Origin of the sequence: Pseudomonas sp. Seg1 (genome assembly GCF_018326005.1) — a bacterium.
Classification (GTDB): domain Bacteria; phylum Pseudomonadota; class Gammaproteobacteria; order Pseudomonadales; family Pseudomonadaceae; genus Aquipseudomonas.
Genome location: NZ_AP021903.1, coordinates 3,943,346 through 3,959,217, shown reverse-complemented (window position 1 = coordinate 3,959,217; position 15,872 = coordinate 3,943,346). Strand labels below are relative to the sequence as shown.

At 60.7% G+C, this 15,872-nt stretch carries 14 protein-coding genes; 5 read left to right on the top strand and 9 right to left on the bottom strand.

Going from position 1 to position 15,872, the window contains the following annotated elements; genetic code table 11:
- The first annotated feature begins 35 nt into the window (after positions 1-35).
- Positions 36-557: a transporter suffix domain-containing protein gene (locus tag KI231_RS17655; protein WP_213028812.1), complete on the top strand. Its 522-nt coding sequence runs from the start codon at positions 36-38 to the stop codon at positions 555-557.
- Positions 558-644: 87 nt separating this feature from the next.
- Here the strand turns inward: KI231_RS17655 and KI231_RS17650 are convergent, their stop codons facing one another.
- Complete coding sequence (locus KI231_RS17650; protein WP_212809265.1) at positions 645-1,421, bottom strand: NAD(P)H-dependent oxidoreductase; 777 nt, start codon at positions 1,419-1,421, stop codon at positions 645-647.
- Positions 1,422-1,505: 84 nt separating this feature from the next.
- On the opposite strand from KI231_RS17650, the gene KI231_RS17645 reads away from it, so the two are divergent.
- Entirely contained in the window at positions 1,506-2,399 is an 894-nt protein-coding gene (locus KI231_RS17645) for a LysR family transcriptional regulator (RefSeq protein ID WP_212809264.1), read from the top strand.
- 254 nt (positions 2,400-2,653) lie between these two features.
- Positions 2,654-3,439: a DeoR/GlpR family DNA-binding transcription regulator gene (locus tag KI231_RS17640; protein WP_103305708.1), complete on the top strand. Its 786-nt coding sequence runs from the start codon at positions 2,654-2,656 to the stop codon at positions 3,437-3,439.
- 129 nt (positions 3,440-3,568) lie between these two features.
- On the opposite strand, the gene KI231_RS17635 is transcribed toward KI231_RS17640, so the two are convergent.
- The 6 genes from KI231_RS17635 to KI231_RS17610 form a co-directional block, all read right to left on the bottom strand.
- Positions 3,569-4,852: an NAD(P)/FAD-dependent oxidoreductase gene (locus tag KI231_RS17635; RefSeq protein ID WP_212809263.1), complete on the bottom strand. Its 1,284-nt coding sequence runs from the start codon at positions 4,850-4,852 to the stop codon at positions 3,569-3,571.
- 150 nt (positions 4,853-5,002) lie between these two features.
- Positions 5,003-6,367: a glutamine synthetase family protein gene (locus KI231_RS17630; RefSeq protein ID WP_212809262.1), complete on the bottom strand. Its 1,365-nt coding sequence runs from the start codon at positions 6,365-6,367 to the stop codon at positions 5,003-5,005.
- Positions 6,368-6,882: 515 nt separating this feature from the next.
- Positions 6,883-8,226, bottom strand: a complete 1,344-nt coding sequence (gene chrA, locus KI231_RS17625; protein WP_212809261.1) for a chromate efflux transporter — start codon at positions 8,224-8,226, stop codon at positions 6,883-6,885.
- A gap of 92 nt (positions 8,227-8,318) precedes the next feature.
- On the bottom strand, positions 8,319-9,218 hold the full coding sequence (locus KI231_RS17620; RefSeq protein ID WP_103305712.1) for a bestrophin family protein: 900 nt from the start codon (positions 9,216-9,218) through the stop codon (positions 8,319-8,321).
- A gap of 35 nt (positions 9,219-9,253) precedes the next feature.
- Positions 9,254-10,252: a GTP 3',8-cyclase MoaA gene (moaA, locus tag KI231_RS17615; RefSeq protein WP_103305713.1), complete on the bottom strand. Its 999-nt coding sequence runs from the start codon at positions 10,250-10,252 to the stop codon at positions 9,254-9,256.
- Between the two features lie 178 nt (positions 10,253-10,430).
- Complete coding sequence (locus KI231_RS17610; RefSeq protein ID WP_212809260.1) at positions 10,431-11,282, bottom strand: CAP domain-containing protein; 852 nt, start codon at positions 11,280-11,282, stop codon at positions 10,431-10,433.
- Positions 11,283-11,481: 199 nt separating this feature from the next.
- On the opposite strand from KI231_RS17610, the gene KI231_RS17605 reads away from it, so the two are divergent.
- The gene (locus KI231_RS17605; RefSeq protein ID WP_103305715.1) at positions 11,482-12,102 is read left to right on the top strand and encodes a cell wall hydrolase; all 621 of its coding nucleotides are present in this window, start codon (positions 11,482-11,484) and stop codon (positions 12,100-12,102) included.
- Here KI231_RS17605 and KI231_RS17600 read toward each other — a convergent pair.
- The gene (locus KI231_RS17600) at positions 12,099-12,986 is read right to left on the bottom strand and encodes a LysR family transcriptional regulator (protein WP_212809259.1); all 888 of its coding nucleotides are present in this window, start codon (positions 12,984-12,986) and stop codon (positions 12,099-12,101) included. The genes KI231_RS17605 and KI231_RS17600 overlap by 4 nt on opposite strands.
- A gap of 102 nt (positions 12,987-13,088) precedes the next feature.
- Between KI231_RS17600 and KI231_RS17595 the strand changes: the two genes are divergently transcribed.
- Positions 13,089-14,501, top strand: coding sequence for an MFS transporter (locus KI231_RS17595; RefSeq protein ID WP_212809258.1), 1,413 nt, complete (start codon positions 13,089-13,091; stop codon positions 14,499-14,501).
- Positions 14,502-15,081: 580 nt separating this feature from the next.
- On the opposite strand, the gene KI231_RS17590 is transcribed toward KI231_RS17595, so the two are convergent.
- Positions 15,082-15,795: a murein L,D-transpeptidase catalytic domain family protein gene (locus KI231_RS17590; RefSeq protein ID WP_103305718.1), complete on the bottom strand. Its 714-nt coding sequence runs from the start codon at positions 15,793-15,795 to the stop codon at positions 15,082-15,084.
- Between the last annotated feature and the right edge of the window lie 77 nt (positions 15,796-15,872).

The following is a 15,872-nucleotide window of genomic DNA, read 5'->3' as shown; positions in this document are numbered from 1 at the left end:
CAGGCATCAGCACCCACCCAAACAGGTACGTATTCATGGACACAGCACAAGATCCGATGACACCGCCTCCCGCTGCCACCTGGCGCTTCAAGGTCGGCGTCGGGATCATCTGCCTGATGCTTGGCTCGTGGCTAATGGTGCCGTTGGCCGCCGCTCTCGATGTACCCGGCTCGAAAGTCGCGGCGCTGACGGGGGTGCTGTTTATCAGTAACAAAGTGCTGTTGCTGCTGGTGATCGCGGTGATGGGCAAGGCCGGATTCGCTGAACTGAAACGCACGATTGGCCGACATGTCTCGGGGATGCTTCCGACCCCTGTCGCCGAAGTCTCGCCGCTGCGGCATCGGGTGGGCGTGGTGATGTTTTGCCTGCCGTTGCTGACGTCGTTTCTGGAACCGTATTTTGATAACTTCTGGCCGGGGTTGCGGCCCAATTTGTGGCAGTTGCAATTGCTTGGGGATTTGATGTTTGTGGGCAGCTTTTTTGTGCTCGGCGGCAACTTTTGGGACAAGGCCCACGCGTTGTTTATGCGCAAGGCGCGGGTGGTGGTTGCTGATTAAGATCAAAAGATCGCAGCCTGCGGCAACTCCTGCGTTGGGATTGCGTACACCCGGTAAGAGCTAATGCAGGCTGCGATCTTTTTGGGCTTAACGAATGTGTGCGGCGAAACCTTCACTGTCCGGGGCAATGGCATCTTTGAGCGTCAACGCCGGAATCTCGTAATCCCCTGCATTCTGATGTCGAAACGCAATTGGCCGCGTGCTCCACAACTCATCCAGACGCCGTCCCAGTTCATCAGTCGTGTGGGCATACCGCGCTTCATCCATGCGACTGGTGCGGTAAATCAGGAACGGCGGCAGCACCTCAAAACCGGGGTAGTGCAGAATCCCGTGCTGGATCGGAAACAGCAAATCATCCATCGGCCCATTGATCCCGCGCGGGCTGTAATGCGATTCCCAGCCACCGGTGGTGACCATCAACATCGCCCGTTTGCCTTTCATCTTCCCTTCGCCATAACGCTCGCCCCAACGACTGTCGGAGTGTTCACCCACACCGTAGGCAAACCCGTAGGCGTAAACCCGATCGACCCAGCCCTTGAGGATCGCCGGCATCGTGAACCACCACAGCGGGAATTGCAGGATCAGCGCGTCGGCCCACAGCAATTTTTCCTGCTCGCGGGCGATGTCGGCGGCTTGTGTGCCTTGGGCGTAGGCGATTTTCGAATCGAGAGAGGCGTGGAACGGTTGGTTTTTATCGCGCTCGGGGGCGTCGTCGGCGTCGAGGGTGGCTTTCCAGTTCATCGCGTAAAGGTCGGAAACCTGCACGCTGTGACCGGCGGCTTCGAGGCGCTGGACGGTGAAGTCCCTGAGCGAGCCATTGAGGGAGGTGGGTTCGGGATGGGCGTAGACCAATAGCACTTTCATGGGGGAACTCCGTGGCTGAATGGCAGCAGGATCGGCGCTCCACAGGTATATTGGAAATGAATGTCTGATATGTCTGGTATAGCCATGAATAATTTGAGACGGCTGGATATCAATCTGCTGTTGACCCTCGACGTGTTGCTGTCCGAGCACAACGTCACCCGCGCGGCGCAACGGTTGAACCTCTCGCAGCCTTCGGTGAGCGTTCATTTGGCCAGGCTTCGTGACATCTTTGGCGATCCGCTGTTGCTCCCCGGCCCACGCGGCATGCGTCCGACGGCGCGGGCCGATGAGTTGCGCGAGCCTTTGCGCGAGGCGCTGCAAGCACTGGAACGGGCGGTGGCGCCGGCTGCTGCGTTCGACCCCGCACTGGCGACCCAGACCTGGAAAGTCGCGGCGACGGATTACGGCGAATCTACCGTTCTCCTGCCAGCCCTGAGTGGTTTGCGTACGCAGGCACCGGGCACTCGGTTGGCGGTTATCGACCTGATGCCAGCGCAATTGGTCAAGCAAGCGGAGCAGGGTGTGTTCGATCTGGCGCTGCACATCACCGAAGACGCGCCGCTGGACCTGCATCAACGGGTGCTGTTTACCGAGCGCTATGTGTTGGCCGGGCGTCTCGGGCATCCGGATTTGACGGGCAAACCGAGCCGCGAGGAATTCTGCGCACTGGAACACGTGATGGTGTCGCGTGAAGGCGGGGGCTTTTTCGGGGTGACAGACAAGGTGCTGGCTGACGTGGGGCTGTCGCGCAAAGTGGTGCTGTCGGTGCCGCACTTTTTGATGGTCATGTCGGTGCTGGCGAGCACCGATCTGGTGGCGATGCTGCCGTCACGGCTGGTGCGCGGTAACCCGGCGTTGCAAGTGGTCGAGGCACCGCTGCAGGTGCCGGGCTACGAAATGGCGATGTTCTGGGGCGAGCGACTGCACCGTGATCCCGCGCACAAGTGGTTTCGCGAGCATCTGGCAGCGTCGGTTTGATGCCTCAGGCGTGGCCCAAGGCAATCGCGAACGACACGACGATCATGCAAGCGAAAGCGAAATTGAGATTCATAAGGTGTTCATCCTGAAGCCTGTTGAGAGTGGGGCCATTCTGAACAGGCTGAATGCAAAGGAAAAATTCCCCTTGCTGATTCCAAGGATCGAAACAATTGATACCCGCCCGTTTGTGTTTGCCCGAGGCTTTGGCTAATCTCGGCGAAAACCTGCAGTTACAAGCATAAACAGGCATAACCATGCACGATCATTCGGTTACCGAACTCCCATCCCTGCGTCGGCAGAAAATCCTCCTGATCCTCGAACGCGACGGCAAGGTCATGGCGTCCGAGTTGAGCCAGCACTTCGCCGTGTCCGAAGACACCATCCGCCGCGACCTCGCCGAACTGGACAACGCCGGCCTGGTGCAGCGGGTTCACGGTGGTGCGTTGCCGCGACCGAAAGACACCGGCAAGGATTACTTCACCCGCATCAGTGAAACCGATGAGGTGAAGACACGCCTGGCGCAACTCGCCGCCGGGCGGGTGAAGGATGGCCAGATTGTGCTGTTCGACTCCGGCACTACCACGTTGCAGATTGCGCGGTCCTTGCCAGCGGATATCCGCATCACAGCGGTGACCACCTCGCCGATGACCGCCATCACCCTCGCCGAGTACAAGGGCATCAAGGTGATTCTGGCGGGCGGGCAGTTGAACCTGGCGACCATGTCGGTCAGCGGTCACGAAACGGTGCGTCTGCTGCAAAGCATCAAGGCTGACCTGCTGTTTACCGGGGTGTGCGCGATTCATCCGGAGGTGGGATTGAGTTCGCTGTATTTCGATGAAGTGCCAGTGAAACAGGCGCTGTTCGAAAGTGCTGCGCAGGTGATCGCGGTGACCACGGCGGACAAGCTTGGCGCGGTCGAGCCGTTCGTGGTGACGCCGTGCACGCGGGTGCATACGCTGATTACCGAGCGACATCTGGCGTCGGGTAGTGTTGAGGATTACCGGCGGTTGGGGATTGAGGTGGAGCAGTTGCCTGATTGAGATTTGTATAGCGGCTTAGGGCCTCATCGCTGGCAAGCCAGCTCCCACAGTTTCCGCGTCGTACACATAATCCATGTGCGCCACCAAAAACCTGTGGGAGCTGGCTTGCCAGCGATGGGGTCAGTCAAGTCAACGCAATTTTTCAAGCATCTGGTAATACCACATCCCCGCCGCCAGCAATGGATTGCCCAGCAAGTCCCCCATCGGCACGCGAATGTGCTGGCACGCCGCAAACGTATCGAACTGCTCCATCTGCCCGGTGATCGCCCGGCTCATGATTTCGCCCATGATGTGGGTGGTGGCGATGCCATGCCCTGAGTAGCCCTGGCAATACCAGACGTTGTCCGAGAGCTTGCCCAGTTGCGGGATGCGGTTGATGACGATGCCCATCGCGCAGCTCCACTGGTAATCGATCTGCACGCCTTTGAGCGCCGGGAAGGTCTGTTCGATGCACGGGCGCAACTCGGCGGCGATGTCGCGTGAATCCTTGCCGCTGTAGTTGGCGCCGCCGCCGAACAGCAGGCGGCCGTCGGCGGTGAGGCGGTAGTAATCGAGGACGAAACGGCAGTCATAGACGGCGAGGTCTTCGGGGTTGATCTGTTTGGCCAGATCGCCCAGCGGCGCGGTGGTGACGATGCCGCCCATGGCCGGGAAAATCTTGCCCTTGAGCTGGCCCGGTTCGAGCTTGTGATAAACGTCGCCGGCGAGCATCACCTGATTGGCATCGATCTGGCCGTGGGCAGTGCGCACACCCGGTGTGTCGCCGTGGATGATTTCCAGCACTTCGCTGTTTTCGAAGATCAGGGCGCCGAGACTTTCCGCCGCCCGCGCTTCGCCGATGCACAGATTGAGCGGGTGCAGGTGCATGTTGCGGGTGTTCTTGATCGCACCGTGATAGAGATCGCTTTGCAGCAAATCGCGCACCTGGCTGCGGTCGAGCAGACTGACTTCATCGCCCATGCCTCGGCGCACGGCTTCTTCGTAATCGTTGCGCAAATCAGTCATGTGGCTGGGCTTGTAGGCCGCATGCAGGTGACCGTGTTTGAGGTCGCACTGGATGGCGTATTTTTCCACGCGCTGCTTGATGATCTCGTGCCCGCGCCAGCGCAAGTGCCAGATGAAATCATCGACCTCGTCGCCGAGTTTCGGGCGCATCTGTTTGCGCATCGCACCGTCGCCGGAGAGGCTGCCGGTGACCTGACCGCCATTGCGCCCGGTGGCGCCCCAGCCGATTTTATGGCTTTCGACGATGGCAACTTTCAGGCCTTTTTCGGCCAGTTCGACGGCGGTGGCGACGCCAGTGAAGCCGCCGCCGATGATCACCACGTCGACTTTGTGCCGGCCTTGCAGGGTCGGGTAGTCGGTGTCCTGATTGAGGGTGGCGGTGTAGTAGGAATTGCAGCGTTCAGTCATGTCGGTGTCCACACAAAATTCGGGAGGCTAATCGGGATCCCTGTGGGAGCTGGCTTGCCAGCGATGGCGGAGTGTCAGTCACCAGAGATGCTGAGTGTCCCGGCCCCATCGCTGGCAAGCCAGCTCCCACAGGGTTTAGCGGTGGGGTTCTTAGGCTTCGGTGAGATACCAACGCCAATCCTGCTCACCCACTTCAGCCATGAACTGCCGGTATTCGGCACGCTTGACCGCCAGATACACCCCCAGAAATTCCTGCCCCAAGGCATCGCGCGCCCACGCTGAATTTTCCAGTGCCTGCAGCGATGTCAGCCAATCTGTCGGCAGCAACTCCTTCGCCTGCGCATAACCATTGCCCTCGACCGGGGCGCCCGGATCAAGGTCCTCACGAATGCCCCGATGAATGCCGGCGAGGATTGCTGCTGCCGCCAGATACGGATTGGCATCGGCGCCGCAAATGCGGTGTTCGATGTGCCGGGTGTTGGCCGGGCCGCCGGGCACGCGCAGGCTGACGGTGCGGTTGTCGACGCCCCAGGTCGGCGCCAGTGGTGCGTAGCTGTTGGCCTGAAAGCGCCGGTAGGAATTGGCGTTGGGGCAGAACAGCAGCAGCGAATCCAGCAACGACGCGAGCATGCCGCCAATCGCCGTGCGCAGCAGCGGCGTGCCGGCCGGGTCTTCGGAGGCAAATAGATTGCGCCCCTCGGCATCGGCGAGGCTGACATGCATGTGCATCCCGGTGCCGGCCAGATCATCGAACGGTTTGGCCATGAACGTCGCTTGCATGCCGTGTTTGTGCGCGATCGCTTTGACCAGCCGTTTGTAACGCACCGCCTGATCCATGGCTTGCAGCGCATCGCCGTGTTCGAGGGTGATTTCCACTTGCCCCGGCGCGTATTCCGAGATCGCCGTGCGCGCCGGAATGCCGTGCAGTTTGCAGGCGCTGTAGAGGTCGGCGAGGAAGGGTTCGATCTGCTCCAGTTCACGCAAACCGTAGACCTGGGTGTGTCGCGGTCGACCGCCGTCGGCGTCCAGCGCCGGTTGTGGTCGGCCGTTGTGATCGCGTTTGGCGTCGAGTAGATAGAACTCCAGTTCGCACGCCATGACCGGGTGATAGCCCTCGGCCTTGAGGCCATCAATGATCTTGATCAGCAGGTGACGCGGGTCGGCGATGCTCGCTGGCAGGCCTTCGGTCGGGTGCATGCTGACCTGCACCGCAGCGGTCGGAATCTGCCGCCACGGCAGGCGTACCAGACTGCCTTCGAGCGGATAGGCGCGGCAGTCGATATCACCGACGTCCCAGACCAGACCTGAGTTTTCCACGTCTTCGCCCTGCACGGTCAGGCCAAGGATGGTGCTGGGCAATGGGCGACCGCTTTCATACACCGCCAGCAGTTCTTCACGGTGCAGCAGCTTGCCGCGTGGCACGCCGTTGGCGTCAAGGATGAACAGCTCGATCATGTCGATATCGGGGTTCTGTTCAAGGAACAGGCGTGCGTCTTCGATGGCTGCGAATTTCATAATCAATCACTCACGATGGCGCCGTGCAGGCGCGCAGATTCGGGCCGGACGCAGCTATGGGCGTCCCGGCAGGAATATCAAATGGAGATCAGTCCGACGAGATACAAAACCTGTGGCGAGGGGATTCATCCCCGATGGACTGCGCAGCAGTCCTGACTTTTGGGGCCGCTTCGCGCCCCAGCGGGAGCAAGCTCCCTCGCCACAAATGGATCTTTTCCGACTGACAGAAATCAGCAGGCGATATCCGGCGGGCGTGCGGAGTGACGCAGCTTGGAACGGCGCAGGGCCATGGGGAGATTGACGATACGATTCATACGCCGCCCCCGGGAGAGAGGGTGCGCAGTGCAGAGACGTTCAACGTTTTTCGTTGTTGTGGTGACGTACTCATAACGCGTGTTTCCGTTGGCGGAAAGCGTCGGTGGCGGGGCAGGCCCGCCGACCGGTGTGCCCGGATAGTAAGGGGCAATCCGCGGGCGTGTAAACGACTGATTCCGAATCGGTCGCGCTCGCGGCATTCAGCGCAGCAGATGAAAGCCCAGCCCTACAAGGGCGCAAACGATCAACACTTCAATCACGCCGCGTTTGAAAACGAACAGCGCCAGCGCCGCCATAACTGCCAACGCTATCGAAAAAACATCCGGCGGCCCGGCGAAACCGCTCGGCCAGAACACGTGATAAGCGAAGAAACACGCCAGATTGAGGATCACCCCGACCACCGCAGCGGTGATCGCGGTGAGCGGTGCGGTGAACTTCAATTCGTTGTGGGTCGATTCCACCAACGGCCCGCCAGCGAGGATGAACAGAAACGAGGGCAGGAAGGTGAACCACGTCACCAGTGTCGCCGCCACTGCGCCAGCGGCGAACGCATGCTCAGCGCCGAACGCCGGTTGCACATAACCGCCTATGAAGCCGACAAACGCCACCACCATGATCAGCGGCCCCGGCGTGGTTTCGCCCAGCGCCAGACCATCAATCATCTGTGTCGGCGTCAGCCAGCCGTAATGCCCGACCGCGCCCTGGTAGACATAGGGCAGCACGGCGTAAGCGCCGCCGAAGGTGAGCAGCGCGGCTTTGGTGAAGAACCAGGCCATTTGCGTGAAGGTGCCATCCCAGCCGAACAGGGCTGTCAGCAGCGCCATGGGCAGACACCATAGCGCTGCGCCGATCAACAGCAGTCGCCACAACTTCGGCAGACTGAAACGCGCATGTTCAGGTGTCGGTGTGTCGTCATCGATCAATGCCGGGCCGAAGGATTTTTCGCTGCTGCGCTGCCCGCCATTGTTGAAGCGCTGCGGGGCTAGTCGCCCACCGAAATAACCGAGCAATGCCGCGCCGAGCACGATCAGCGGGAACGGCAGATTGAAGGCAAAAATCGCCACGAATGACGCACCGGCGATGGCCCACAGCCAACTGTTTTTCAGCGCCCGCGAGCCGATGCGGTGGGCCGCGTGCAAGACAATCGCAGTTACCGCCGGTTTGATCCCGTAGAAGATCCCGGCCACCACTGGCACGTCGCCGAACGCGATGTACACCCACGACAGCGCAATCAGGATGAACAGCGAGGGCAACACAAACAGCGCACCGGCGATCACACCGCCCCAGGTCCGGTGCATCAGCCAGCCAATGTACGTCGCCAACTGCTGAGCCTCGGGGCCGGGCAGCAACATGCAGTAGTTGAGGGCGTGGAGAAAGCGTCGTTCCGAGATCCAGCGCCGGCGCTCGACCAACTCCTGATGCATGATCGCGATTTGCCCGGCCGGGCCGCCAAAGCCGATACAGCCCAGTTTCAGCCAGAAACGCCAGGCCTGTCGCAGGCTGACGGGCTCGGGGCGGGATAGATCATTCGGCGTTGTGCTCAAGTGCGGCTCCTGAGTCGAATCATGGCGGAGCCACTATCTAATCAGGCTTTTGTTCAATGCAATAGCGTTCAGGTGAGGCTGTGAATAACGGATCAACTCAAGACGTAATCGACGGGCATCAACGCCGGTGGCAGTTGCGCAACACCTAGTTCAGCCAGGATGTCGCGTTCGATCGTGCGTACCAAGGCATCGGTTGGCAGGTCGTTTTCATCGCGGCCGAATGGGTCTTCCAACTCATCGGCAATCGCATCCAGTCCGAAAAAGGTATAGCTGACAATCGCGGTGAACAACGGCGTCAACCAGCCCAGCGGTTCGGCCATGGCGAACGGTAGCAGAATGCAGAACAGGTAGATCGTGCGGTGCAGCAGCAACGTGTAGGGGAAGGGCAGTGGTGTGTTTTTGATCCGCTCGCACACGGCTTGCGCTTGCGTAAGGCTGGTCAGGTGATTGGCCAGCAGCATGTAGCGCCATTCGGTCAGTGCTCCGGCCTGTTGCAGATCGGAGCACTGTTCGCCGATCCGGTGCAGGATCCGGGCGCTGTAGTCCGGCACTTGTGCGTCGGGTTTCGGGTTGACCCATGCGCTGCTGGCCGCCGCTTCATCTTCACGTCGCAGCCGCGCGTTGAGGGCATGGGCGAAGCCGCACAGGTTGAACAGCAAGTGCCGGCGTTGAGGCGATTCGCGGATGATGTGGGTTTCACGAAGGATCGAGCGAATATGCACGATCACTTCGCCCCAGGCCTTGCGCGCCTCGTACCAGCGGTCATAGCAGGCGTTGTTACGGAAACTCATGAAAATCGACAGCGACAAACCCAGCAGCGTGAACGGCGTGGCGTTGACCTTGGTGAAGCTGCTGGGATGGAGGATTTCCACCAGCACGATGGCCGACGCCAGCAGGGTAACCATCAGAGTGCGCAAGGCGATTCGCTTGGCAATCGAACCCTTGAGGGTAAACAGGATGGCGAACTGACTGACCTTGGGTCTGATAATCATGCTGGGTGATCCCGATTACGTGTGGACGTGACGCATCAACCGCCGGTCATGTTCATGAATCGCACGACCTGCACGTCGTCGCTCACTTCGAAGTTGTGCCTGTAGGGCTTGAGCTTCATTGCTTCGATGATGGCTTTTTCCAGACGTTGCGGTTGCCCCGGATGCGCGCGCAGCAGCGCTTTCAAGTCCACCGAATGCTCGTTACCCAGACACAGTAGCAAACGCCCTTCGACGGTCAGCCGCACCCGGTTGCAGGTGCCGCAGAAATTGTGGCTGTGCGGCGAGATAAAACCGAGGCGAATATCCGGTGCTTCGGCCAGCCGCCAGTAGCGCGACGGGCCTTGAGTCGATTCGGCAGAGTCGATCAGGGTGTAGCGCTCGGCGATCTTTTCCCGCACCTGCGCGCTTGAGAAAAATGACTCGGCGCGGCTGTGCTCATTGATGATCCCCAGCGGCATTTCTTCGATGAAGGCGATGTCGAGCTGGCGGTCGATGGCAAAACTCACCAGATCGTTGATCTCCTGATCGTTGCGACCCTGCATCACCACGACGTTGAGTTTGGTGCGGGTAAATCCGGCCTTGTGCGCGGCATCGATGCCGTTGATCACCAGCGCCAGATCGCCGGTGCGGGTCATCTGCTTGAAGCGCTCAGGGTCGAGGCTGTCGAGGCTGACGTTGAGGCGCTTGACCCCGGCGTCGAACAACGGCGCGGCAAATTTGCCGAGCTGCGAGCCGTTGGTGGTCATGCACAGCTCACGCAAGCCGGGCAGGGCGGCGATCTGCTCGCACAGCTTGACCACGCCGGGGCGAATCAACGGCTCGCCGCCGGTCAGGCGGATCTTGCGCGTGCCCAGTGCGACGAAGCTCTGCGCCAGTTGATAGATCTCTTCCAGCGTCAGCACTTGTTGGCGTGGCAGAAACTGCATGTCTTCAGCCATGCAATAGACACAGCGAAAGTCGCAACGATCGGTCACCGACATGCGCAGGTAGTCAACGCGGCGGTTGAAGCCATCGATCAAGATGCGCTCTGACATGACAGCCTCGCTGTGGGGAAAACCGCTGACAGCGGATCTGGACGGCGCAGGGTAGGGGCAATGTCAGGCACCGTCCAATCACTCTTAATGACCGGTTGATTGATGCCGTCGATGATCAGCAGAATGACGGCTATCGCTGGCAAGCCAGCTCCCACAGGTCTAGTGGTGAGCTTGAGATTTACTGCGCGCCGAACATCGCCGTCCAGTAGATCCCCGCGCTGCTTTTCGGGTCAGTCGCGTACGCGGCGCCGAGTTCCTTGTATTGCGGGTTCATCAGGTTGGCGCAGTGGCCGGGGCTGGCGAGCCAGCCTTCGACGACTTTGTGTACGGTGTCTTGCCCGGCGGCGATGTTTTCGCCGACCAGTTGGCCGCCGTAGCCGGCGAGTTCAGCGCGATCGCCCGGGGTGCGGCCGTCACGGTCCTTGTGATCGAAGTAGCTGTTGTTGGCCATGTCGCGGCTGTGGTCCTGGGCGATCGTGCCCAAAGTCGCGTTCCAGGCCAGCGGTGCAGCAGCGGCAAACGCTTGGCCACCGCACTGACGCGGCTGGCTGCGGGCGACATTGAGTTCACTCAGCAGCTTCTGCCCTTCACTTTGCGCATCGCCCAGCTTGGCCGACAGTAATGGCCGCGCCAAGACGATGCGCCAGTCGCGGTCGTCACGGCTGACACCGACATCGACGAACTGCGGATCGAGCACCACCTGACAGAAACTTTCCTGAATCGCTTTCATCGCCGACGCCGCATCACGCGGGCCGTTGAGCGTAATCGCCTGGACATTGACCATCGGGTAACTGGCGCTGGCCATGGCCTGTTGCAGATCGACAGCGCCAGTTGCCCGTAACCTCAGCCGAGGATCAGCTGATAGCGGTGCCAGTTCATTCGAGGCCTGAGTGCCGCAGCGCTGCGGTTGGCTGCGGTAGCTGTTGATCGACTCGATCAGTTGCGACTCATCGCCGGCCATGGCCGGGATAGCCAGCAACACGCCTGCGGACAACGCGGCGCAACGCAAAACGGATGGCATGAAGCGCATGGAAATCTCCCTTGAGCTGAATGCGCCCATGATGCGCGAAAGGCCCCCGGTGAGTGCAATGTCTTTTTCTTTATCAGGCGTTTTTTCTGCGCAACTTTTTGCCCGGAGTTGCCGTCTACACTCACCGAAGACCCCCGGAATCCGGGTGTTTTCCCGACGTAACACCTTGCCCGACTCGGGCCCTGCCGGAAGAACAGACATGGGATTGAAATGGTTGGCTGGCTGTTTCGCATTAACCCTGTTGGCCAGCGCTGCGCTGGCCACCGATCAAGCGCCGATCAAGGCCAAGGCTGAAGAGAAAGCCCAGGTGCTGGAAGAGAAAGCGGCGGACAAAGTCAGCACGGCCCCGGCGCCCAAGTCCGAGGCGATTACCCCGACCGAAGTGCAAGCCGTGGACCCGGCCGGCGCCGCGCCGCTGGATGATCCGATCACTTGCCTGGCGCGGAGTATCTACTGGGAAGCCAAAGGCAAGGACACCCCCGAAATGGAAGCCGTGGCCAGCGTGGTGATGAATCGCCTCGGCCATGAAGGTTTCCCGGACACGGTGTGTGCCGTGGTCAAACAGGGTTCTGAAAGCAAAAGCTGCCAGTTTTCCTGGTGGTGTGACGGGCGTCCGGATCAGGTCAAGGAAGACGCTGAGTACGCGCTGGCCAAGGAAATCGCCGGCAAGGCGTTGAACCGCCAGCTCAAGGATCGCACCAACGGCGCGTTGTATTTCCATGACCGCAACGTGCATCCGAGTTGGGCCAGGGAATACCGGAAAACCGCCGAGACGAAAAAATTCCTCTTCTATAAACCTGCCGGCGGCGATGCGCGCTAGGCGCAGACTTCCCGCACGCAATTGCGCAACCAGCGATGCGCGGGGTCGGCGTCCATGCGCGGATGCCAGAGCATGGACACGCTGATCTCCGGCATCTCGATGGGCAGTACGAAACTGTGCAGGCCTGTGCGCAGCTTGCTGGTATGACGTTCGGGAACGGTGGCGATCAGGTCGGATTCACGCACCAGCGTCAGCGCCGCCGAAAACCCGCCGAATGAAGTGACGATGTCCCGCGTCAGCCCCACGGCGAGTAACGCTTCGTCCACCGGGCCGCTGCTGCGTCCGCGTCGTGAGATGAGAATGTGCTGGCCGCCGGCGAAGCGTTTGCCAGTCACTTTCCCCGTGCTCAACGGATGCCCCTCACGCACCACGCCAATCCACTGATCCTGAAACAGGATACGGCTGTGCAGCGCCGGGTCGGTGCTGTCGTCGACCACGCCGGTTTCCAGATCGACGCGGCCTTCGCGCAGCGGCGTGCTGTCCTTGTCGGCCTTTTGCACAAAGCGCAGGCGCACGCCGGGCGCCTCTTCAGCGATGCGCGCGAGCAGGGCGGCGGCGAAGGTTTCGACAAAACCGTCGGTGTTGCGCAGGGTGAACGTACGGTGCAACTGGCGAGGATCGAGCACTTCGGCGGGACGCAAAACCGCCTCGGCTTCCTGCACCAGATGGCTGACACGCTCGCGCAACTCCAGCGCTCGCGGCGTCGGCACCAGACCCCGACCGGCCCGGACCAGCAAAGGATCTCCGGTGGTTTCGCGCAAACGGGCCAGCGCGCGACTCATCGCCGAAGGGCTCAGGCGTAGAGATTTGGCTGCGCGGGCGACGCTGCCTTCGCGCAGCAACACGTCGAGGGTGATCAGCAGATTCAGATCCGGTACAGACATGACATGGCGTTCCGTGCAGGTATCAAGTGCAAAGCATGCGTCTTGCGCCTTGTGTTGTCGAGACTCAAGCTATGGCGCATGAACTTGCAGCGTGAGCGCCCCATGTCCCGAGAATCCTTGAGCACCACCGCCCGCTGGGCTTTGACCAGTCTGGCGCTGTCGATGTTGATGCCGTCACTGGACACCAGCATTGCCAACGCCGGGTTGCCCGTACTGGCGGCGGCGTTTGAGGCGACGTTTCAGCAGGTGCAGTGGATTGTCCTGGCCTACCTGTTGGCGATCACCACGTTGATTGTCAGCGTCGGGCGTCTGGGTGATGGCTTCGGTCGGCGCCGCCTGCTGTTGATCGGGATCGGCATTTTCACCAGCGCTTCGTTGGCTTGTGCGCTGGCCCCGGGACTGGCTTGGCTGATCGGCGCACGGGCGGTGCAAGGCGTGGGAGCGGCCATCATGTTCGCGTTAACGGTGGCATTGGTCTCCGATGCAGTGCCCAAAACGCGGGCGGGCAGTGCGATGGGGTTGCTGGCGACGATGTCAGCCACCGGCACCACCCTCGGGCCGTCGCTGGGTGGGCTGCTGATGGCGCATGTCGGTTGGCAGTCGATATTTCTGCTCAACGTGCCATTGGGTTTGCTCAATGCGTGGCTGGTGTATCGCTATCTGCCGGCAGATCGAATGGCACGCACGAGGGTTGCATTTGATTATCTCGGTTCCGGGGTGCTGGTGTTGACGCTGGCCGCCTATGCGCTGGCGATGACGCTTGAAGGTTTCACGTTGGCGTTGCTGCTGGTCAGTCTGTGCGGTGTGGGAGTGTTCGTGACTGTCGAGATGAGAGCCAAGGCGCCGCTGATTCGTCTGTCCTTGTTCGCCGATCTGCGCCTGAGCGGCAGTCTGCTGCTGACGTTGCTGGTGACGACCGTGATGATGACCACGCTGGTAGTCGGGCCGTTTTACCTGAGTCGCGGATTGGGTCTGAGCAGTGCCATGGTCGGGGTGGCGTTGTCGGTGGGGCCGTTGTTGTCGGCGTTCAGCGGCGTGCCCGCCGGTCGTCTGGTGGATCGCTTTGGCGCGCGGCGGGTGGTGCCTGGGGCCTTGCTCGGATTGATTGGCGGCTGCGGATTACTGGCGTTATTGCCGATGAGTTTCGGACTGCCTGCTTATTTATTGCCAGTGGCGGTGGTCGCCATCAGTTACGCGCTGTTCCAGGCGGCCAACAATACCGGGTTGATGGCAGGGGTGGCGCAGGATCAGCGCGGCGTGATCTCGGCGCTGCTCGGATTGGCGCGCAATCTGGGCTTGATCACGGGGGCGGCGGCGATGGGCGCGGTGTTTGCCGTGGCCACCGGGGGGCCGACTCAGGCCCCGGCCGATGTCATTGCGAGCGGATTGCACATCACCTTCGGCGTCGCCACGGCGCTGATGATCATGGCCCTGATCATCAGCCGAACCCAGATCAACAGTGGGAACTGCTTGCCTGCGATGAGGCCGGCAGACATCGATATTGATGTTGACTGACCCACCGTCATCGCTGGCAAGCCAGCTCCCACAGTTTTTACAGTGTGCATGCAGATTTCGGGAACACCACGAAACCCTGTGGGAACTGCTTGCCTGCGATGAGGCCGGCAGACATCGATACTGATGTTGACTGACCCACCGTCATCGCTGGCAAGCCAGCCCCCACAGTTTTTACAGTGTGCATGCTGATTTCGGGAACATCACGAAACCCTGTGGGAGCTGCTTGCCTGCGATGAGGCCGGCAGACATCGATATTGATGTTGACTGACCCACCGTCATCGCTGGCAAGCCAGCTCCCACAGTTTTTACAGTGTGCATGCAGATTTCGGGAACACCAGGAAACCCTGTGGGAGCTGCTTGCCTGCGATGAGGCCGGCAGACATCGATATTGATGTTGACTGACCCACCGTCATCGCTGCCAAGCCAGCTCCCACAGTTTTTAAAGTGTGCGTGCAGATTTCGGGAACACCAGGAAACCCTGTGGGAGCTGGCTTGCCAGCGATGGCGGCGGGGCAGTCGATGAAGATATCCACTGTGCCGACCCTTCGCTGGCAAGCCAGCTCCCAGTGGGTCTTGCGCCTTAGCTGGCGTGGGTACTCAGGATGCTCGCCACTTGCTGCGGCTGGCAGTTCAGATACGGCGACTTTTTCAGCCAGCGCTGATCCGGGTACCACGAGAACATGAACTGACCGTCCTTGAGTTTATCGATCACCTGCTTCGCAATCTGTGGCCGAACGGCCGGGCAACCCTGGCTGCGACCGATGCGGCCCTGGCGTTTGCTCCATAACGGGTTCACATAGCTGGCGGCGTGAATGACGATGGCGCGATCGCGAGCCATGTCATTGAAGCCCGGTTCCAGACCGTCCATGCGCAACGAATAACCGTGGGTGCCGCTGTAGCTTTCCTGAGTGCGGAAGAGGCCGAGACTGGACTGATAACTGCCTTCGACATTGGAAAACTGCGTGGCGAAGTTTTCCCCGGAGTTGGAGCCGTGGGCGACCAGGTCGCGCAGCACCAGTTTTTTCCGGTTGAGGTCGAAGATCCACAGGCGACGTTCGGTGGACGGTTGCGAATAATCGATGATTGCCAGATGACGGGATGGCTTCGCGCCGTTGTTGACCGCACATTGCATGGCACTCAAGGCACCTTTCAGCGCCTGGGGATTGAGTTCTGGCGCGGCGTGCGCGAGGCTGGTGAAGAGAACCGGCGATGGTTTGCCGGCGGCGAAAGCTGGGCTGGTCACGGCGACAAGGGTCGCAGTGGTCAGCAGAAGTCGGCGCAAAAACGTCAACATTTAAAAAGTGTCCTCACTTGCTACTTAATTGGCACTTTGGCTTCTGACTCCCAGTCGTAACCTGCAAGCTCGCAGAT